17 protein-coding genes are annotated in these 18,578 nt (G+C 59.1%); 7 read left to right on the top strand and 10 right to left on the bottom strand.

The features are described from left to right. The first annotated feature begins 85 nt into the window (after window positions 1–85). Window positions 86–838: a lytic transglycosylase domain-containing protein gene (locus tag AAHA39_RS08110; protein ID WP_320656247.1), complete on the top strand. Its 753-nt coding sequence runs from the start codon at window positions 86–88 to the stop codon at window positions 836–838. Window positions 839–918: 80 nt separating this feature from the next. Here AAHA39_RS08110 and aqpZ read toward each other — a convergent pair whose 3' ends face one another. Together aqpZ and AAHA39_RS08100 are read right to left on the bottom strand one after the other, a co-directional pair. After that, complete coding sequence (gene aqpZ / locus AAHA39_RS08105) at window positions 919–1,608, bottom strand: aquaporin Z (protein ID WP_033115030.1); 690 nt, start codon at window positions 1,606–1,608, stop codon at window positions 919–921. Window positions 1,609–1,882: 274 nt separating this feature from the next. Then, window positions 1,883–2,092 carry a DUF1653 domain-containing protein gene (locus tag AAHA39_RS08100; RefSeq protein WP_201965795.1) on the bottom strand — a complete coding sequence of 70 codons (210 nt, stop codon included), beginning with the start codon at window positions 2,090–2,092 and terminating at the stop codon, window positions 1,883–1,885. 387 nt (window positions 2,093–2,479) lie between these two features. On the opposite strand from AAHA39_RS08100, the gene AAHA39_RS08095 reads away from it, so the two are divergent. Further along, entirely contained in the window at window positions 2,480–3,694 is a 1,215-nt protein-coding gene (locus AAHA39_RS08095; protein WP_043851260.1) for a pyridoxal phosphate-dependent aminotransferase, read from the top strand. Between the two features lie 63 nt (window positions 3,695–3,757). On the opposite strand, the gene AAHA39_RS08090 is transcribed toward AAHA39_RS08095, so the two are convergent. Together AAHA39_RS08090 and fabV are read right to left on the bottom strand one after the other, a co-directional pair. Beyond that, entirely contained in the window at window positions 3,758–5,233 is a 1,476-nt protein-coding gene (locus AAHA39_RS08090) for a YfcC family protein (protein ID WP_320656248.1), read from the bottom strand. 163 nt (window positions 5,234–5,396) lie between these two features. Further along, a complete protein-coding gene (gene fabV / locus AAHA39_RS08085; RefSeq protein WP_005361765.1) occupies window positions 5,397–6,590 on the bottom strand; it encodes an enoyl-ACP reductase FabV in 1,194 nt (397 codons plus the stop codon). Between the two features lie 299 nt (window positions 6,591–6,889). On the opposite strand from fabV, the gene AAHA39_RS08080 reads away from it, so the two are divergent. Both AAHA39_RS08080 and AAHA39_RS08075 read left to right on the top strand, forming a co-directional pair. Continuing rightward, entirely contained in the window at window positions 6,890–7,783 is an 894-nt protein-coding gene (locus AAHA39_RS08080) for a sugar ABC transporter substrate-binding protein (protein ID WP_320656249.1), read from the top strand. Window positions 7,784–7,791: 8 nt separating this feature from the next. After that, window positions 7,792–8,541, top strand: coding sequence for a substrate-binding periplasmic protein (locus AAHA39_RS08075; RefSeq protein ID WP_320656250.1), 750 nt, complete (start codon window positions 7,792–7,794; stop codon window positions 8,539–8,541). A gap of 124 nt (window positions 8,542–8,665) precedes the next feature. Here the strand turns inward: AAHA39_RS08075 and AAHA39_RS08070 are convergent, their stop codons facing one another. The 4 genes from AAHA39_RS08070 to AAHA39_RS08055 form a co-directional block, all read right to left on the bottom strand. Next, window positions 8,666–9,253: a histidine phosphatase family protein gene (locus AAHA39_RS08070; RefSeq protein WP_320656251.1), complete on the bottom strand. Its 588-nt coding sequence runs from the start codon at window positions 9,251–9,253 to the stop codon at window positions 8,666–8,668. 161 nt (window positions 9,254–9,414) lie between these two features. Beyond that, window positions 9,415–10,068 (bottom strand): helix-turn-helix transcriptional regulator, encoded by a 654-nt coding sequence (locus AAHA39_RS08065; RefSeq protein WP_320656252.1) that lies wholly within the window; start codon window positions 10,066–10,068, stop codon window positions 9,415–9,417. Between the two features lie 65 nt (window positions 10,069–10,133). Beyond that, complete coding sequence (locus AAHA39_RS08060) at window positions 10,134–11,423, bottom strand: L-cysteine desulfidase family protein (protein WP_320656253.1); 1,290 nt, start codon at window positions 11,421–11,423, stop codon at window positions 10,134–10,136. A gap of 22 nt (window positions 11,424–11,445) precedes the next feature. Beyond that, window positions 11,446–11,829, bottom strand: coding sequence for a Rid family detoxifying hydrolase (locus tag AAHA39_RS08055; RefSeq protein ID WP_033115021.1), 384 nt, complete (start codon window positions 11,827–11,829; stop codon window positions 11,446–11,448). Between the two features lie 250 nt (window positions 11,830–12,079). On the opposite strand from AAHA39_RS08055, the gene AAHA39_RS08050 reads away from it, so the two are divergent. The 3 genes from AAHA39_RS08050 to AAHA39_RS08040 all read left to right on the top strand — a co-directional run bounded on the left by AAHA39_RS08050 (window position 12,080) and on the right by AAHA39_RS08040 (window position 16,139). Next, window positions 12,080–13,375, top strand: a complete 1,296-nt coding sequence (locus tag AAHA39_RS08050) for an amino acid permease (RefSeq protein ID WP_201929396.1) — start codon at window positions 12,080–12,082, stop codon at window positions 13,373–13,375. Between the two features lie 191 nt (window positions 13,376–13,566). Then, the gene (locus AAHA39_RS08045; protein WP_320656254.1) at window positions 13,567–15,573 is read left to right on the top strand and encodes a methyl-accepting chemotaxis protein; all 2,007 of its coding nucleotides are present in this window, start codon (window positions 13,567–13,569) and stop codon (window positions 15,571–15,573) included. Between the two features lie 275 nt (window positions 15,574–15,848). Continuing rightward, on the top strand, window positions 15,849–16,139 hold the full coding sequence (locus AAHA39_RS08040; RefSeq protein WP_320656255.1) for a hypothetical protein: 291 nt from the start codon (window positions 15,849–15,851) through the stop codon (window positions 16,137–16,139). Between the two features lie 50 nt (window positions 16,140–16,189). On the opposite strand, the gene AAHA39_RS08035 is transcribed toward AAHA39_RS08040, so the two are convergent. Then, complete coding sequence (locus tag AAHA39_RS08035; RefSeq protein WP_033115019.1) at window positions 16,190–16,378, bottom strand: hypothetical protein; 189 nt, start codon at window positions 16,376–16,378, stop codon at window positions 16,190–16,192. Window positions 16,379–16,647: 269 nt separating this feature from the next. After that, entirely contained in the window at window positions 16,648–18,549 is a 1,902-nt protein-coding gene (gene speA / locus AAHA39_RS08030) for a biosynthetic arginine decarboxylase (RefSeq protein ID WP_043851250.1), read from the bottom strand. Window positions 18,550–18,578: the final 29 nt, after the last annotated feature.

The raw sequence follows: 18,578 nt of genomic DNA, 5'->3' as shown, positions 1-18,578 counted from the left end.
GGCAACGCTCACCCTGTTTTCCCGCTTGTTCTGCCCCCCTCATGATGCTTTACTCAACACACGCATAGAGGAAGGAGTTTGCGGTTTGAAAGCATGGAAGCTGGCAGGCCATCTGTTGTTGATCCCCCTGGCAGGATGGTGCGAAGCGCCGCCTCCTGCCGAGGTGGTTTTTCTGTCGGCAGCCCCCGTTCCGCCTCTGCGCCTGCCGCTTGCAACCCCCGAGCCCGAGACACAGGCACAGGCACAGGCACAGGCACAGGCACAACAGGGGAACAAGCAGATCCATGTTTACAAGTCGGTGCAGAAGAACGGCGTGATCCGCTACTCGGACATGGTGCCGGAGCAAGGCAACTACGAGTTGCTGCTCTTTAACGACTGCTTCGCCTGCGACCCGAAATCGGACGTCAACTGGCACACTACCGGGCTTTTTCTCTATGACTACGCCAGCACTATCAAGGCGGCGGCAGACACCTATCACGTAGAACCAGCCCTCATCCGGGCACTCATCCACGCCGAATCGGCCTTCAATCCGATGGCGATCTCTCGCAAAGGGGCCATGGGTCTTACCCAGCTGATGCCGGAAACGGCGCGGGAGCTGGGGGTTGGCAATGCCCTGCTGGCAGAGCAGAACATCTTCGGCGGGGTAAAATATCTGGCGGGATTGCTCAAGCAGTATGACGGCAACATAGCGCTGGCTACCGCAGCCTATAACGCGGGTGCTGGCGCCGTGCAAAAACATGGCGGCATCCCCCCCTATGCCGAAACTCGCGCCTATGTGGAGCGTGTCCAGCTGCTGCATCAGCGATACAAAGAGATGCTGCAGGCCAAGGGGCTATAGGCCGTCAGGTTTTTCCCACCGCCAGAAAACAAAAAACACGCCCTTGGGCGTGTCGATACCACACTTTGTTTCGCGAACGATTACTTCTGCTCAGCCGCCACCAGGCGATAAGCCAGCGCACCCAGAATGGCACCGACAATCGGGGCAACCCAGAACAGCCACAGCTGGCCGATAGCCCAGTCACCGACAAACAACGCAACACCGGTACTGCGGGCAGGGTTGACCGAGGTATTGGTCACCGGAATGCTCACCAGATGGATCAGGGTCAGGCACAGGCCGATGGCAACCGGAGCAAGCGCAGCTGGCGCACGGCTGTCGGTAGCGCCCATGATGACGAACAGGAAGAAGCCGGTCATCACAGCTTCGCACACCAGTGCTGCCATCATGCTGTAGCCGCCCGGAGAGTGCTCACCGTAGCCATTGGAGGCAAAGCCGGCGGAGAGATCAAAACCGGCCTGGCCACTGGCAATCACATAGAGTACGGCAGCGGCGGCAATTGCCCCCAGAACCTGCGCCACTATGTAAGAGAACACGCCGGAAGCCGGAAAACGACCGCCAGCCCACAGACCGATGGTGACTGCTGGATTGAGATGGCAACCGGAGATATGGCCGATGGCATACGCCATGGTCAGCACGGTCAGGCCGAATGCCAGCGATACGCCCAAGAGGCCGATCCCCACATGGGGGAAGGCTGCAGCCAGCACGGCACTGCCACAACCTCCCAATACCAGCCAGAAGGTTCCCAAAAACTCTGCTGCTACAGGTTTCACACTATGTCTCCCGATAAGATGAGATAAAAAGGCCCACAAAGGGGCCATGCGTTAACACGCGCAGCATTATGGGAGGAGCAATGGCCGATGCGAACCCGGTTACCAGCCGTCACAAAATGTGATTCATGTCACAATTATTTGATTAATAGAGATATTTATCAGTAGCAAGCCACACAGAGGCTGTTGCCAACAAGGAGCCTCATGCGACAACTTGTGACTCCAAAGGCCTGTTCTGTCTATTTGTTGATCAACAATTCAGGGCCACACCAGCGGATCACTTGATCGGCGAAAATCGGCTGACCACCTGACCCTGATGCTCAATCCACTCCATGAACATGGCGACGGGGCGGGCGTAGACGGTGCGATCCTGTTCCGACTGATAGATCACCAGCTGCTCGCCTGTCTCGGTATGGCTGGCCAGGGTCAGCACCTGATAGTAACCCCCCTTGAAGTGACGATAGCGACCGGGTGTGGGTGCATGCATGGGATACCTCTGCTGATGGAACAGGACGGGAAAGGAGAAATATGCGCTGGCCAGTGCCAGTTGTATCAGCTTTTTCTCGTCGAAAATGACGATGAAGAGGCTTTTTTACACAAGGCAATCGTGCCAGAGAGCGTGAAGATTTCAACACAGTAGAGTAGCTTTGTTAATCACTCCCCCATCTTTCACTGGTGAACCTTGCCAAGTACAAACGATCGTGCTGAATTTAACCTTTTAATAACTCTGTTTTGGGGCTAAAAATCAGGAATTTCTACTAAAAAGAAGATTGTTCTAGCATTCAATTCTGTGAAGAATAGGGGAAAAGATATTTGATACTAAAAATCGCCTTTTTCGCCAACGCGTCCCTGTGGGGAAGGAATCACTGTCACCATGTTCACTATCGACAAGTCGCACAAGCTCGACGATGTCTGCTATGACATCCGCGGCCCGGTGCATAAAGAAGCTCGCCGTCTCGAAGACGAAGGCCACCGCATTCTCAAGCTCAACATCGGCAACCCGGCCCCGTTCGGCTTTGATGCGCCGGAAGAGATCATCAAGGATGTGATCCTCAACATGCCCCAGAGCCAGGGCTACTGCGACTCTAAGGGGCTCTTCTCCGCCCGCAAGGCGGTGATGCAGTACTACCAGCAAAAAGGGATGCGCAAGGTCGACATCGACGACATCTACATCGGCAACGGCGCCAGCGAGCTTATCGTGATGGCGATGCAGGCGCTGCTCAACAACGGCGACGAGATGCTGGTGCCCTCCCCCGACTACCCGCTCTGGACCGCCGCCGTCACCCTCTCCGGTGGCCATGCAGTGCACTACCGCTGCGACGAAGGGGCTGACTGGTATCCGGATCTCGACGACATCCGCGCCCGCATTACCCCGCGCACCCGCGGCCTGGTGCTGATCAACCCCAACAACCCGACCGGCGCTGTCTACGGCAGCGAGTTCCTGCTGGAGGTGATCGAGATCGCCCGCCAGCACAACCTCATCATCTTCGCCGACGAGATCTACGACAAGATCCTCTACGACGATATCTCCCACACCAGCGTCTGCACCCTGTGCGACGATGTGATGGTGGTGACCTTCAACGGCCTCTCCAAGGCTTACCGCGCCTGCGGCTTCCGTCAGGGCTGGATGGTCATCACCGGTCCCAAAGGCCGTGCCCGCGGTTACATTGAAGGGCTGGAGATGCTGGCCTCCATGCGGCTGTGTGCCAACGTGCCGATGCAGCACGCCATCCAGACTGCGCTCGGCGGCTACCAGAGTATCAACGAGCTGATCCTGCCAGGCGGCCGCCTGCGCAAGCAGCGGGACAAGGCGTGGGAACTCTTGAACGAGATCCCCGGGGTCTCCTGCGTCAAACCCAAGGGGGCGCTCTACATGTTCCCGCGCCTCGACCCCAAGGTGTATGACATTCGCGACGACCAGAAGATGGTGTTCGACCTGCTGCAGCAAGAAAAATTGCTGCTGGTGCAAGGCACCGGCTTCAACTGGCCGGCGCCGGATCACTTCCGGCTGGTGTTCCTGCCCCGCGAAGAGGAGCTGGAGGATGCCATCGGCCGCCTCGCCCGCTTCCTCAAGGGCTACAAGCAGTAAGCAAGGCTCATGAAAAAGGCTCCCGCGGGAGCCTTTTTGTTATCTGTCGTTTTATTCATGCCATCAACCGTGCAGCAGGGCGCCAGCCACCAGTACCGCCATGGTGATGAGAGCCACCCCGATGATGAAGGGCAGCACCCAACGCACGAAGCGATCGTAGGGGATCTTGGCGAGCGCCAGCCCCGCCACCAGATGGGCTGCGGTGGGGGCAAACAGGTTGATCCAGCCGGAGGCGGACTGATAGGCGGTGATCACCAGATCCCGCGAGATGCCGGAGAAGTCAGCCAGCGGCCCCATCAGCGGCATGGAGACGGTCGCCAGCCCCGAGGTGGACGGGATGAAGAAGCTCAGGATGATGTGCACCAGATAGGCCATCAGGATGAAGACCGACGAGGAGAGTCCGCTCACCAGCCCCTCGGCCCAGTGCAAGATGGTGTCGATGATGACGCCATGCTCCATCACCACATAGATGCCGCGCGCCACCGCTACCACCAACGCCACCCCGATGAGGTCTCGCGCCCCGTTGAGGAAGGTCGCCACATAGTTGGACTCCGGCATCCGGTTGATCAGCGCGATCAGGATGGAGGCGCTGAAGAACAGGGTGGAGAGCTCGTCAAACCACCAGCCAAAGGTGGGCAGCGCATCGATCCCCAAATCCGACCAGGGCACCACCGCATAGATCATCAGCAGGAAGGTGCCGAAGAATACCAGCATGGTGAGCTTCTGCTTGCCGGTGAAGGCGAGGTTGCCGCTCTTCATCTGGGAGAACTCGTCGTCATAGACGATGTCGGCCAGCACGGAGCGGGACTTGTCCTGCTGCACCTGCTTGGCGTAGCGCATCACGAACCAGGAGGCGAAGATCACCAGCAGCAGCCACTGGATGACCCGCAGGCCAATCCCCTCACCGATGGGAATGCCGGCAAAACCGGAGGCGATGCCGGTAGCAAACGGGTTGACGGTGGAGGCGAGCACCCCGACCCCGGAGCCAAGCAGGATAATCCCCGCCGCCACCATGCGATCAAAGCCCGCCGCCATCATCACCGGCACGATCAGTGCCCAGAAGGCCACCGTCTCCTCCGCCATGCCAAAGGTGGATCCGCCGAGGGCAAAGAGAGCGATCAGCACAGGAATCAGCAGCAGCTCGCGCCCGGCAAAGCCGCGCACAATGGCTCCTACCCCGGCATCCAGAGCCCCGCTCTGCATGGTTACCGCGAGAAAACCACCGATGATGAGCACGAACAGCGCCACATCAGCGGCCTTGTGAAAGCCCTGAATAGGGGCCTTGAGCACATCGAATACCCCCTGCGGATGAGAGGGCAACTCGGTGTAGCTGCCGGGCACCGGCAACAGACGCTCATCGCCGCTGTAGTCAGCCACGGCTGCTGCCGCCACCGGCTGCTGGGTCTTGGCCGTCACATAGTTGTATTTGCCCGCCGGCAGCCCCCAGGTGAGGGCCGCCATCAGGGCGATGATGATGAAAAGCAGGGTATAGACAGTGGGGAGTTGGCGCTTTTTGGGCGCTTCATTTGGAGTGGTCATAGCTTCCGTACCTCGGCAATGCCGTCATGTGATCCGATCACCGCCAGACTAGCGGGTTTGATATGGGAAAAAGGTGATCGCTGATAATAAAATTCCGTAACTTAGCGGTATTTTTGCCAAAAAAACAGGGCCCCGCGGGGCCCCGTTTTCACTTGAGTCAGACTCAGAGCTCGACCACGTCGAATTTCACGTCCGGATTCACATCCGCATCGTAATCGACCTCGTCCAGACCGAAACCGAACAGGCGCAGGAACTCCTGCTTGTAGCCGGTGTAATCGGTCAGCTCGGAGAGGTTCTCGCTGGTGATGGATGGCCACAGGTCGCGGCAGGTCTGCTGCACGTCTTCGCGCAGTTCCCAGTCATCCATGCGGATGCGGGCCTGATCGTCCAGCGCCATGTCGGAAGCGTAGAGGCGGGTGCGCATCATGCGATCCACCTGCTCCATGCACCCTTCGTGAATGCCCTTCTCTTTCATGATCTTGAAGGCCATGGAGATATAGAGCGGCATCACCGGAATGGCGGAAGAGGCTTGAGTCACCACGGATTTCAGCACGGCCACGTGAGCGGTGCCGCCCTTGGCAGCCAGATCGCCACGGATGGCGGCTGCGGCGCGGTCCAGATCTTCCTTGGCGCGACCCAGAGTGCCATGCCAGTAGATTGGCCAGGTCAAATCGGTACCGATGTAGGAGTAAGCTACGGATTTGGCACCGTCAGCCAGCACGCCTGCATCGCGCAGGGCGGCCATCCACAGCTCCCAATCCTGACCACCCATGACGGTGATGGTGTTCTGGATCTCTTCCTCGTTCGCCGGCTCAACGGTGGCGGTGATGATCTGATCCTTGTTGGTATCGATGGCGGTAGTGGTGTAGACCTCGCCGATCGGTTTGAGGGCAGAGCGCACCACTTCGCCGGTTTCCGGCATCTTGCGCACCGGAGAGGCCAGGGAGTAGACCACCAGATCAATCTGACCCAGATCCTGCTTGATGAGCTCGATCACCTTGGCGCGGCACTCGTTGGAGAAGGCATCGCCATTGACGCTCTTGGCGTAGAGGCCTGCCTCTTTGGCAGCCTTGTCGAAGGCGGCGGAGTTGTACCAGCCGGCGGTACCGGTCTTGGACTCGGTGCCCGCTTTTTCAAAGAAGACGCCGAGGGTGGCGGCGCCGGAGCCAAAGGCGGCAGCAATGCGGGAGGCCAGACCATAACCGGTGGAAGCGCCGATCACCAGCACCTTCTTGGGACCATTCTCGATGGTGCCCTTGGCTTTGGTGTAAGCAATCTGGCGACGAACATTGGCTTCACAGCCAACCGGGTGAGTGGTGGTGCAGATAAAGCCGCGAACCTTGGGTTTGATAATCATATGGGGTCTCGGATCCGTTTAATGGATGAAATCGGGGCATAAGATACCTCATCTTGCCGCGATAAGGTGCTCTGATGTGTTGAACGGCGACAAAAATCCACCAGCCCACGACAGAAATGAAAGAGAAATAGCCTCCCAGAGCTTTGGTTGCCCCACGGCACATTCGGGCACTTGCCAGAAGCCGCTTGCCCACCCATGGCTGGCATATACTTGGACAACATCGTGGCGCTGGATGATTGGCCCAACAGGGCGGAGGTAACATGACCAGATGTTGGCAAAGATGCTTGTTGTGGGCGGCTGTGGCACTGTTTGCAGCCAGTGAGGTATCAGCCAAACCAACTGTCGGCATGGTACTGAAATCGGTCCGCAACGAGTTTTTCATCGAGATGGCGAAAGGGGCAGAGACCTATGCTGCGGACCACCCGGACGCCCTGACACTACAGCTAGAAGGCATCCAGCAGGAGGTGGATGTCACAGGTCAGGAGGCGATCATCCGCAAAATGATCGGCCAGAAAGTGGATGCCCTGGTGGTGGTACCGACCGATTCGGTCGCCATGCTGCCCGTCCTGATGGAGGCGATCCGCGCCGGCATTCTGGTTATCAACATGGACAACAAGCTTGATGACAGGGCGCTGGTGCTGGAAGGGGTCAATGTCCCCTTCGTCGGCCCCAGCAACTTTGCCGGCGCGCGCAGTGTCGGCGAATATGTTGCCAAAAAGCTCCCGGCGGGCAGTAAAATCGGGCTGATCGAGGGCCCCCCCGGTGCCATCAACAGCCGGGCTCGCAGTGACGGATTCCGGGCCGCCCTGCGCGCAGCAGACATGGTTGTCGCCGGCGTGCGCAGCGGCTATTGGGACACAGCTCAGGGCAAGAGCGCCACTATCGATCTCCTCAAGGCAACCCCGGACGTCAAGGCGCTGCTCTGCGGTAACGACAATATGGCCATAGGTGCCGCCCAAGCCTTGGCTGAGCTGGGGCTCAAAGGCAAGGTGCTGATCGGTGGCTATGACAATATTCCGGGGATCCACCCCTATCTCAGCGATGGATCTGTGGTGGCAACCGCAGACCAGTATCCCGGCAAGCAGGCACAATATGCGCTCGACCTCGCCCTGAAAGCACTGGCGCAGAAAATAACGCAAGCCGATCTGCCCGGTATAGTGCAAACCCCTGTGGAGCTGGTCACACATCCTTAGGAGGCTAGATGAAGGGGTGGTGGGTATTGCTGCTATTGTGGTGTCAACTTGCATCGGCCGGGCCAGTGCTAAACATCTATGCCGATGCCTACCCCCCTTTCATTCAGGTTACCGGAGAACAGCTGAGCGGCCCTTATGTCGATGTCTTTGCCCGCTTGGCCAAGCAGCAAGGGATAGAGATTAATTTGCAAGCCAAGCCCATGCGGCGCCTGCTCAAGATAGTGGCCACCGAGCCAAACAGCTGCGGACTTGGGGTGCACTTCTCGGCCGAGAATGCCGAAACCCTGCACTACGTTGCGCGCATAGCCCCCATCACCCTCGCAGTCTACGCCCGGCAGGAAACGATTCCCCCCCTGAGCAACATAGAAGCGCTACGCAACTACCGGATTGGTGCCATCGATGTAGCTGAGCTGAGGGAGCTGCTTGATAACGCAGCGATCCGCTACGAGCTGCTGCCCAAGGCCAGTCTGGGGATCGCCATGCTGCAAGCCGGGCGCTTCGACCTGTTGATTAGCGACGAGCTCCCCGAGCTGATCACCTCCCCCAGACATAAAAACAGGCTCCAGCGAGTGATGATCCTTGCCCGGGTGGAAAGGTGGCTAGCCTGCCATCCGCAACTCCCGCCCGACACAGTGAAACACCTGCGCACATCGCTCTCCCTTGGAGTCTTTGGCGATGCCATGGCCGATATCTGGCAAGGATATGGTTTGAGCTCGGTATATGAAGGGGTCAGACGGGAGTGGATTGTGATTCCCTGACCACATCCCTATTCAACCTTCTCTCGCGGCCAACTTCAGCAATGTCAGCACAGGTTTCCTCTCCTGTTTTCGCTCTCCCCCGCCTTTCACCTCGAGCTATCAATGGTGCCCCCGCTTGAGGCAGTCAGCAGGCTATCCGGGTGATCTTGCCCGCTTGCAGCTTGTAGAAGGCATCCTGCGGCAACTCCTGAGCCCAGATCGCCGCCTCATTGAGGTCGGCATAGACGCCACGCAGCATGGCGCCGAGCAGACCGTGGGAAATGACGATGGCACGCTCGGCGACCTTCGGGTCCAGCAGCCACTGCTGGGCGCGACGCTGAATGCAGAGGACGCTCTCGGCCCCCGGCGCCTGCAGATACCAATCGCCCCTGCCGGTATCGAGTTCAGGGTGAGACTGGCAGAGCTCGGGGATCCGGCACCCTTCCCACTCCCCCATGCCGAGCTCCATCAGCCGCTCATCCCAGATGATGCGATCAGCGGGCAAACCCAACTGCTCGCACACCAGCAGGGCGGTCTGACGTGCGCGCCCGAGCGGGCTGGCGTAGACGGTCCAGCGGGCGGGATCCGCCAACTCGTCGGCAAGCCGCCGTCCCATGGCAATAGCTTGCGCTTCCCCCTTCTCGGTCAGATCGGAGTTACAGCGTCCCTGCAGGCGCTGTTCGGCATTGAAAAGGGTCTGGCCATGGCGCAGCAGATAGATGATTCGTGACATGTGATTTCCAGCTGATTCAACGAGATGGGAACAAGGCGACAACCCGGGTGGTGCGGTAACGGCTTTCATTGTCCATGCAGGGTAACGCACAGCCAGCGTTACGGCCTGTAACTCTGGCTGTTGTCGCTTGTGCAGAATATGGGGAGGCAGGTGTCATGCACCTACCCCTTCTTGATCTCCCGCAGGTAGCGGTAGATGGAGTGGACCGAGATGCCGAGCTGGCGCGCGGCGATCTGGGCACTGTCTTTAAGCTCGAAGATCCCCATGTCGTGCAGCTGATTGACGATAACCCGGGTCTTCTGGGAGGGCGGCACGGCGTCATTACCGCGCACCTCGGCACTGACCGTATCTATGGTGCTGTTGAGCGCTTCGTCGATGTTGCGGGCAAACACCTCGGGGGTAGCGTGGTTCTCGCTGGCATGCATGCACTCGGGCATCATGGCGCGCAACACGGATTGCAGCGGGGCATCCATGTCGGTGTTGATGCAGAGCAGTCCGATTGCCTTGTGCTCCCCGTTGCGAATGACGGTGGTGAGCGAACGCAGGGTCTTGCCGGTCGCACACTTGGTCATGTAGGGGTTGGAGATATCCTGCCCGCTCTTGAGCTTGATCATCGCCAGGTTGGTGATGGGGGCGCCGACGCTGCGGCCGGTGATATGACCGTTGGCAATCTTGATGATCGAGGGGTTGCGCACATCCAGACTGTGGAGCAGCACCTCGGTGTGCTGACCATACATGGCGGCGATACCATCCACGATGATCTCCATCGATTTGAGGATCTGGAAATCGTTCTGACTCAACTCTTGCAGCTTCACATTCGGACCTTCTTGCAAGGGCTGCTGCCGGGCGATGGACGCCGGGCAGCAGCCGACAGGGACACTCAGGCGGACATGATATCAATAATGGTGCTGTCTGTGGCAGACATGCCGTCCTTCACCATCTGACCCACGTTGCGAATGGTCTGATCCACGTTGTCGGAAACGATCCCCTGCCCCGACACCGAGTGGCTGTTGAGCGCCATCAGGAAGCCACGTACCGCCGCGCCGGAGGAGGTGCTCACCTTCATGGCGCAGGAGGCTTTGGCTCCGTCACACACCATGCCGGCACTGTCACTCAGCACGTTCTGGATGGCGAAGCAGGATTGCTCGAAGCTGCCGCCAGCGAGATAGACCATGGCCATGGCGGCTGCCGCGCTGGTCACGGTATTGCCGCAGAAGGCCGACAGCGGCGGATAGTGGGACTTGATATAGATGGCGCCCAGATGGCTCATGATGAGAGCGCGAGCCAGCTGTTCTTCACTGGCGCCATAGCGCTCGGCAATCACCATCACCGGAATGGTGGCCGCGATGCCCTGGTTGCCGCTGCCAAAGTTGCTCATCGCCGGCAGAGTGGCTCCCCCCATGCGGGCATCGGAGGCAGCCGCCGTCATCATCACGATGCGGTTCATCACATCCTCGCCGATGAGGCCGGCATCGATGTTCTGCTGCATGGTACGACCGATCTCGAGACCATAGGGGTTGTTCATCCCCTCGGCGGAGAGCTTGCCGTTGAGTTCGGAGGCCTTGAGGATGAACCTGATCTGCTCGAACTCCACCTGGGTAGCGAACTCATAGATGGCGGCGATGCTGATATCCACGCCATCGCAGATGGCGCCGGTGGAACCGCTCTGGTTCTGATCGGCGGTGAAGGTCACCTCGCCATCGCGACGCTGCTCGACGATGCGGGTATGGCCACCGCACAGGGTCACTTCGGCGCTGTGCTCTTCACCTTTTTCATCAGAGCCATAAACAGTCACGCGGCAGAAGATAAACTCGGGGGCAGCAGTGCGGCTGACCAGCACGCCACCTGCATCGATCAGGGCCTGGGCACGGGCCACCTGATCTGCGGTGATGGCGGCCAGCACCTCCAGTCCGCCATCGGCATTGCCACCGAGAGCGCCGGCTGCGGCGGCAATCGCCAGACCAATCTTGCCGGTACCCGGCACATAGACACCCATCGAGTTCTTGTAGAGATTATCCGACACCGCCACCTCGATACGACGCGGTGCGCAGCCCAGTTGCCGGGCGGCAACTGCGGCGGCATAAGCGGCGGCGATAGGCTCGGTACAGCCCAGCGCCGGTTTGACAACCTGTTGAATAATCTGCAGATACTGCTGCCACGCTTGTTTCATTGATTGAACCTTTCTCTATCCGTTACCGAGCGATGTGGGCGATCGCTTCCACTTCAACCTTGACGCCCATCGGCAGATCCTTCACCGCGAAGCAGCTGCGCGCCGGACAATCTTTCTGGAAATAGGCTTTGTAAACCTCGTTAAACGCGGCAAAATCGCTGATCTCGGCGAGATAGCAGGTAGTCTTGAGGACTGTCTCCAGCGAGCCGCCGCCCGCCTCCAGCACTGCTTTCAGGTTTTCGAGTGCCTGACGACTCTGTGCCTCAATACCGCCGGCAACCACGCCGCCCTGCTGTTTGCACACCGGCAGCTGGCCGGAGGTAAAGATGAGGTCGCCATAGGCAGTGCCATGGCTGTAAGGTCCGATGGCGTCGGGAGCCGAGGCCGCAGTGATGATTTTTTTCATATTACCCACTCCGTAATTGCAATTATTTTTGCATTCATAGCTCTGCTTTTGCTCAACATTATTTGCTTTTTAGTTTATCCATTCAACAAAAAGATAAAAAAATGGCGTAAAAAGGCATCTTTAGGTCTCATAGTAAACCGTGATCACCCTCCTGATTTGAATAAAAGAGAGCGCGGACGCATTGTTTGCAACACATTCATTCAACTATATTTGCGCCCGCTCTTACCCTTACAACGACAAGAAGGTTCTAATGGACGCGCATAGCACCACACTCAACGGCCCCATGATGGGCACCCTGGAATGGAAAGAGGCGGTTCGCTTCGACAGCACCGACTGGGGCTGGATCATCATGAGCATCGGCATGGCCATCGGCGCGGGGATCGTCTTCCTGCCGGTACAGGTGGGGCTGATGGGCTTGTGGGTATTTCTGCTCTCAGCGGTAATAGGCTATCCGGCCATGTATATGTTCCAGCGCCTCTTTATCAACACCCTGGCCACCTCGCCGGAGTGCAAGGATTACCCCAGCGTCATCACCGGCTACCTTGGCAAGAACTGGGGTGTGCTGCTCGGTGCGCTCTATTTTGTGATGCTGGTGATCTGGGTCTTCGTCTACTCCACCGCCATCACCAACGACAGCGCCTCCTTCCTGCAAAGCTTCGGCGTCACCGACGGCCTGCTCTCGGAAAATCCCCTCTACGGTCTGGTGCTTATTTGCGGTCTGGTGGCGCTGGCCTCGCGCGGTGAAAACCTGCTGTTCAAGATCTCCACCTTTATGGTGCTGACCAAGATCAGCGTAGTGGCCGTGCTCGGCCTGATGATGGTGGACAAATGGGATGCGGCCAACATCACCGCCATGCCCGCCGCCGGTGACTGGATGAAGGATGCCATCATCATGCTGCCCTTCACCCTCACTTCCATCCTCTTTATCCAGAGCCTGAGCCCCATGGTGATCTCCTACCGCTCGCGGGAGAAATCGCTGGAAGTTGCCCGCTTCAAGGCGATGCGCGCCATGAATATCGCCTTCGGCATCCTGTTTGTGGTGGTGTTCTTCTACGCTGTCTCCTTCACCCTGGCCATGGGTCACGATCAGGCGGTCAAAGCCTCCGAGGAGAACATTTCTGCACTGGCCATGGTGGCCCAGGGGATGCCCGGCCAGACCCTCAAGCTCCTGAGCCTCACCCTCAACATCTTTGCGGTAATGACCGCCTACTTCGGCGTCTATCTGGGCTTTCGTGAAGCCTGTCAGGGGCTGGCAATGAACCTGCTGCGCCGGGTGTTGCCGGACAACCGCATCAACAAGGGATTGGTGGGCAAAGGGATCATGGTGTTCACCGTCATGCTCTCCTGGGGTGCCATCGTGCTCAACGCCCCGGTGCTGAGCTTCACCTCCATCTGCAGCCCCATCTTCGGTATGGTGGGTTGCCTCATCCCGGCCTATCTGGTCTATCAGGTTCCGGCGCTGCACAAGTACAAGGGCACTTCCCTCTACATCATCATCGTCACCGGCCTGCTGCTCTGTGTCTCGCCCTTCCTGGCGTTCAACTGATTAGCCAGATAACCAGACAACCAACAGACGGGTCACCTTCGGGTGGCCCGTTTTCATTGCTATTACGCTGGCAACAGAACAAAAAGCCAAGGGGATCACAACTTCCCCCTCTCCCTGACCGAAGTGCTGCGGCGAGGAGTAATATTCAGCCATAACCGCATGCACCCGTCTTTCGGGTATCGAGGCCTCATATGAAATGGATTTTCAACCCGGCTATCAGGCTGGGCAACCAGCTCTCCTTCAAATACAAATTTCTGCTCTGGTCCTGTCTGATGCTGCTGCCGCTGGCCTACAGCATGGCCAATCTGCTGGGACGGCTGCAGGATGACAACGAACAGGCACGCAAGGAGCTGGCTGGCGTCATCAATCTGGCCCCGGTACCCGCCATCGAGCAGGCGCTGCTGACCCACCGCAATCTGGTCACCCAGCACGCCTACGAACAGAATCCGGTGGGAGAGGATAAGGTCAAAGCCGCCGCCCAAGCCGTGGACGATAGCCTGCGCGCCTTTGCCGATACCCGTCAGGATAATCCCGCTTTCGACGCCCTCAAACAGGGGTGGGCTACCCTGCAGAGCGAAGGGAGCAAGCTGGAGGTTGATCAGAGCAATCTGCGCCACGACAAGCTACTGACCGAAGTGCGCCACCTCTACAAGAACATCACCGCCGCCAGCAGCCTGATCCAGGATCCGGCGCTCGGCACCTATTACATGGTGATCCTCACCAGCGAACGGCTACCGCAACTGCGCGACCTGCTGGCTCAGGTGCGGGATCGCGCCGCCACTATCGCCGACTTCGGCCTGTTTCAGGCGGAAGGATACAGCGGCCTGCGCTTTCGCCTTGACCTCATCAACGCCACCCTGCAGGAGCTGGAAGCCGACCTGACTCTGCTCTACCAGATTGAACCCGCCTATCGAGCCGAGCTGGGTCAGCAAACCGACGCCCTGCTGCAACAGGTGCGTCAGGGGGTCGATACCATGGAAAACAAGATGATGAAGGATCAGCTGGTACAGCTCTCAACCAAGGAGGTGCTGGCGCTGGGAGATGGGCTCGACAACACCATCACCAAGCTGGCAGGCCAGGTGCGCCAGCGGCTGGAAGCTGACCTGCATCAGCGCATGGCAGCCAACCAGCGCCACTTCTGGTGGGTCACGGCGCCCCTGACCGCCATCCTGTTGCTCTACATCTACCTGATGATCGGCGCCTATCTCTCCCTGCGCGACACCGTTGGCCGGGTACGGGAGATCGCCGCCCGGGTCAACGCCCAGGATCTCAGCCAGCATATCGAGATTGTCGGTCAGGATGAGCTGGCCGCCATCAGCCGGGATTACAACGTCACCCTGGAGACCCTGCGCACTCTGATGCGGCGGGTACGGGAAAACGGCGTCACCGTGGTGGAGAGCGCCACCGAGATTGAGGATCGCACCTGCCGATCCCAAGAGGTGATCGCCGCCCAGCAAGGGGAGACCCATCAGGTGGCCACCGCCATCAAGGAACTGGCTGCGACTTCACAAGACATGGCGGGCAACGCCCTGCAGGCTGCCCGCATGACTCAGGAAGCCCAGCAGGTGGTGGGTCAGGGCGAGGCAGTGGTCGATCGCACTATCAAGGCGATCGACCATATCAACCGCGAAGTACTGCGCACCGCCGAGAGCATTGGTCAGCTGGAGCAGCAGTGCAGCCAGATTGGCGGCGTCATCAGCGTGATCCGAGGTATCGCCGAGCAGACCAACCTGCTGGCACTCAACGCCGCCATCGAGGCCGCCCGGGCGGGAGAACAGGGACGCGGCTTCGCCGTGGTAGCCGATGAAGTGCGCTCGCTAGCCAGTCGCACCCAGGGGGCCACCGTCGAGATCCAGCAGATGATTGAACAGCTGCAATCCGGCGCCCGCGCCTCGGTCAATGCCATGTCTGCCGCCAGCCGCGAAGCGCAGGAGGGGGTCGGTCTGGCCCAGGAAGCCCAACACGCTTTTGGCGCCATCACCGAGAAGGTGGATCGGATGGTCGATACCAATGCCATCATCGCCAGCGCCATCGAACAGCAGGGCGCCGTGGTCAACGAGATCGAACGCAACGTGGTGCGCATCTCGGATGGCAGCGACGAGGCGCTGCAGGTCGCCAACGAGGCGCGCGATGCCGCTCGCCAGATCCACCAGCTTACCGAGCAGTTGCGCAGCATGGTGCAGAGCTTCATCCTCTAAACCAGCCCGTTCGGGTCAGCCATCAGTTAAAACCAGCCCCGTCGGGCTGGTTTTTTATGCTCTGCTTCTACCCCGCTAACCCCGAGCGGGGTGATGCAAAAACCGTCATCGCTGTTGCGCGCAAGAGTGCCGCCAGAGTAAGCTCGGACGAAATAAAAAGAGTCGAACGCTACCTCCTTCCTGCACAAGTACAAGATACCGGCAAGAAAGTGGAAAAGCAGTTCAACCCGCGGAAGGTCACATCACGACAAACCCGTTCAGGCGAGGTATCGCAGATGGCGAAGTACCAGTTTTTCACCATGCCGGACTCCAACCGGCAGCACTACACCTTTATCGACATGGCCTCCCCCACCTTTCTGCTCGAAAAAGAGTCGCTACTGACGCAGGGATTTGAAGTCGAGGAGGATTTTATCGATGCCCCGAGCCCGCAAGAGGCGGTGGAGAAGTATCGCTCCAACTTCCTCTACGTGGCCGATGAAATAGGCAAATCAGACAGCAGCTACGCCTTTGCCGTCGCACTGCTGGAGATGGGCAAGAGAGTGTTTGGCCGCAACTCGGGCCATTAATCGTTAAAGAAGGATTGGCCATCGCGCCCACAGACGCGATGGCCACTGGTTTAACAACAGGCCAGCTGGCGGAGCATCTCGATCAGCTCCTCTTCGCTGCTCGGCTCATAAGCAAGCTGCAGACAGGGGGCCGCGCCACCCATCAGCATGTAGACATTGGTGCTGCAGTGGTCGTAGTGATACCACTTACCATTGATGCAGACGTCGGTATAGCACCTCGGATCCCTTTCCAGTTCCATATTCACATCCTTTTGTTACATCTCCACAACATCACTTCTGACCGTAAAGTAACCGCCGCGGATCACACTTGATGCAGATCAAGAGAAGCGGCTGACAACCGCAGATATCTGCCGGATCTGTGGCCTGCACGGCCCGGAGTGGCCCATTGCTATCCGAATGAAGATGGGGAAAGCCCCGCGACAGCATTGCGGGCGTTCCACAACAAAAACGGCGCCCGCAGGCGCCGTTTTTTCATCACCCCGCCAAAGCGAGGGGCAAGCCAAAAGGCTTATTCGTCTTCCAGATAGGCGTAGCCTTGCAGACCCAGCTCCAGCTCGTCGAGCAGGGCTTTGCGGGTTGCGTCGTCCAGCGCCGGGTGGGAAGCGATCCGCTGATAGTTCTCGCGGATCACGGACGGGTCGATGTTGACGTAACGCAGCAGCTGGTCGACGGTATCGCCGCGCACCACGTTGCGAATGTCCATCTTGCCCTCTTCGTCCAGCCACACTTCCGCGCAGTGGGTATCACCGAACAGATTGTGCAGGTCGCCCAGGATCTCCTGATAGGCACCCACCAGGAAGAAGCCGACGTGGCACTCTTCGTTCTCGCCGTAAACCGGCATCGGCAGGGTGCTCTCGACCCCCAGACCGTCGACGTAGTGCTCGACCTGACCGTCGGAGTCACAGGTGATATCCATCAGGATGCCGCGACGGCTGAGCGGACGCTCGAGACCGGAAAGCGGCATCACCGGGAATACCTGACCGATACCCCAGGCATCCGGCAGGGACTGGAACAGGGAGAAGTTGGCAAAGCACTTGTCAGCCAGCTTTTCACTCAGCTCGTCAGCCAGCGCACGGTGGTTGCGGTTGACCGGATTGAGCAGCTCTTTGAGCGCCAGACAGGTGTTCTGGTGCAGCATCTCGGCCCAGGCACGCTGTTCGAGGTTGAGCAGACCCATGGTGTACTGGGTGTTGACGTCAGCCAGATCGGCAACCGAGTCGTGGAAGATCTCCAGCAGGGAGGGATCTTCACCGCTCAGATCCTGCCACCCTTTCCACATGTTCTGCAGAATGGTCGGCGCATCTTCGCCCGGCGCGCTGATGTCGTTCATCTCCACCCCTTCGGCACCAATGATGTTGGTGACCAGCACGGCGTGGTGAGCGGTCAGGGCACGGCCGGACTCGCTGATGATGGTCGGGTGCGGCAGGTCGAACTCGCGGCAGACATCGCCGATACCCCATACCACGTTGTTGGCGTACTCGGAGAGGCTGTAGTTGGCGGAGCAGTGGCTCTGGGAACGGGTTCCCTCGTAGTCCACACCCAGGCCGCCACCGACGTCAACGACTTCGATGTTGGCACCGAGGCGACGCAGTTCAGCGTAGAAACGGCCGCACTCGCGGATACCGCCCTGAATGTCGCGGATGTTGGCAATCTGGGAGCCCAGATGGAAGTGCAGCAGTTGCAGGCAATCCAGCTTGCCGACACTGCGCAGACGCTCGATCAGCGCCAGGATCTGGGAGGCTGACAGACCGAATTTGGACATGGAGCCGCCGCTCGACTCCCACATGCCGGAGCCGGTGGAGGCGAGCTTGGCGCGCACGCCAATATTGGGCTTGATGTTGAGACGAGCTGACTCGTCCAGCACCATCTCCAGCTCGGAGGGCTTCTCTACCACGATGTAGACCTTGTGGCCCATCAGGTTGCCGAGCAGAGCGTGGCGGATATATTCGCGGTCTTTGTAACCGTTGCAGACGATCACCGAGCCTTGCTCATGGTGATGGGAAAGCACGGCCAGCAGTTCCGGTTTGGAACCAGCTTCCAGGCCAAGCCGGGGCTTGTCGCTGTAGGACTGGCTGATGGTCTCGATGACACGACGCTGCTGGTTTACCTTGATCGGGTAAACGCAGAGGTAGTCCCCTTCATAGCCTGACTTTTCGATGGCCTGACCGAAGGCATTGAACAGCGCATCGACCCGGCTCTTGAGAATGTCGGGAAAGCGCAGCAACACGGGGGTGGTCAGCCCGGACTGACGCAACTGTTCGATGGCGTCAGAAAGCACGATTTGTGCGTCAGGGCGTGACTTGTCGGGAGCAACGGTCACATGACCGGCGTCATTGATATTGAAAAAACCCGCACCCCAGTAGGGAACGTTGTAGACCTTCAAGGAGTCCTTGCTGGACCAGTTAGTCATGGGCTATGCCTCGCAAATGAGCGACGGGA

Source organism: Aeromonas sp. SE22, from assembly GCF_038739755.1.
Taxonomy (GTDB): Bacteria; Pseudomonadota; Gammaproteobacteria; order Enterobacterales; family Aeromonadaceae; genus Aeromonas; species Aeromonas jandaei.
The sequence above is the reverse complement of the archived record's forward strand: the minus strand, read 5'-3'. Positions and strand labels throughout refer to the sequence as shown.

Coding starts and splice junctions, on each gene's coding strand:
- AAHA39_RS08060 (WP_320656253.1), bottom strand. CDS start 11,423: ATGAAACAAGCGTGGCAGCAGTATCTGCAGATTATTCAACAGGTTGTC.
- AAHA39_RS08050 (WP_201929396.1), top strand. CDS start 12,080: ATGGACGCGCATAGCACCACACTCAACGGCCCCATGATGGGCACCCTG.
- AAHA39_RS08075 (WP_320656250.1), top strand. CDS start 7,792: ATGAAGGGGTGGTGGGTATTGCTGCTATTGTGGTGTCAACTTGCATCG.
- AAHA39_RS08035 (WP_033115019.1), bottom strand. CDS start 16,378: ATGGAACTGGAAAGGGATCCGAGGTGCTATACCGACGTCTGCATCAAT.
- AAHA39_RS08055 (WP_033115021.1), bottom strand. CDS start 11,829: ATGAAAAAAATCATCACTGCGGCCTCGGCTCCCGACGCCATCGGACCT.
- AAHA39_RS08095 (WP_043851260.1), top strand. CDS start 2,480: ATGTTCACTATCGACAAGTCGCACAAGCTCGACGATGTCTGCTATGAC.
- AAHA39_RS08045 (WP_320656254.1), top strand. CDS start 13,567: ATGAAATGGATTTTCAACCCGGCTATCAGGCTGGGCAACCAGCTCTCC.
- AAHA39_RS08070 (WP_320656251.1), bottom strand. CDS start 9,253: ATGTCACGAATCATCTATCTGCTGCGCCATGGCCAGACCCTTTTCAAT.
- AAHA39_RS08040 (WP_320656255.1), top strand. CDS start 15,849: ATGGCGAAGTACCAGTTTTTCACCATGCCGGACTCCAACCGGCAGCAC.
- AAHA39_RS08090 (WP_320656248.1), bottom strand. CDS start 5,233: ATGACCACTCCAAATGAAGCGCCCAAAAAGCGCCAACTCCCCACTGTC.
- AAHA39_RS08100 (WP_201965795.1), bottom strand. CDS start 2,092: ATGCATGCACCCACACCCGGTCGCTATCGTCACTTCAAGGGGGGTTAC.
- speA (WP_043851250.1), bottom strand. CDS start 18,549: ATGACTAACTGGTCCAGCAAGGACTCCTTGAAGGTCTACAACGTTCCC.
- fabV (WP_005361765.1), bottom strand. CDS start 6,590: ATGATTATCAAACCCAAGGTTCGCGGCTTTATCTGCACCACCACTCAC.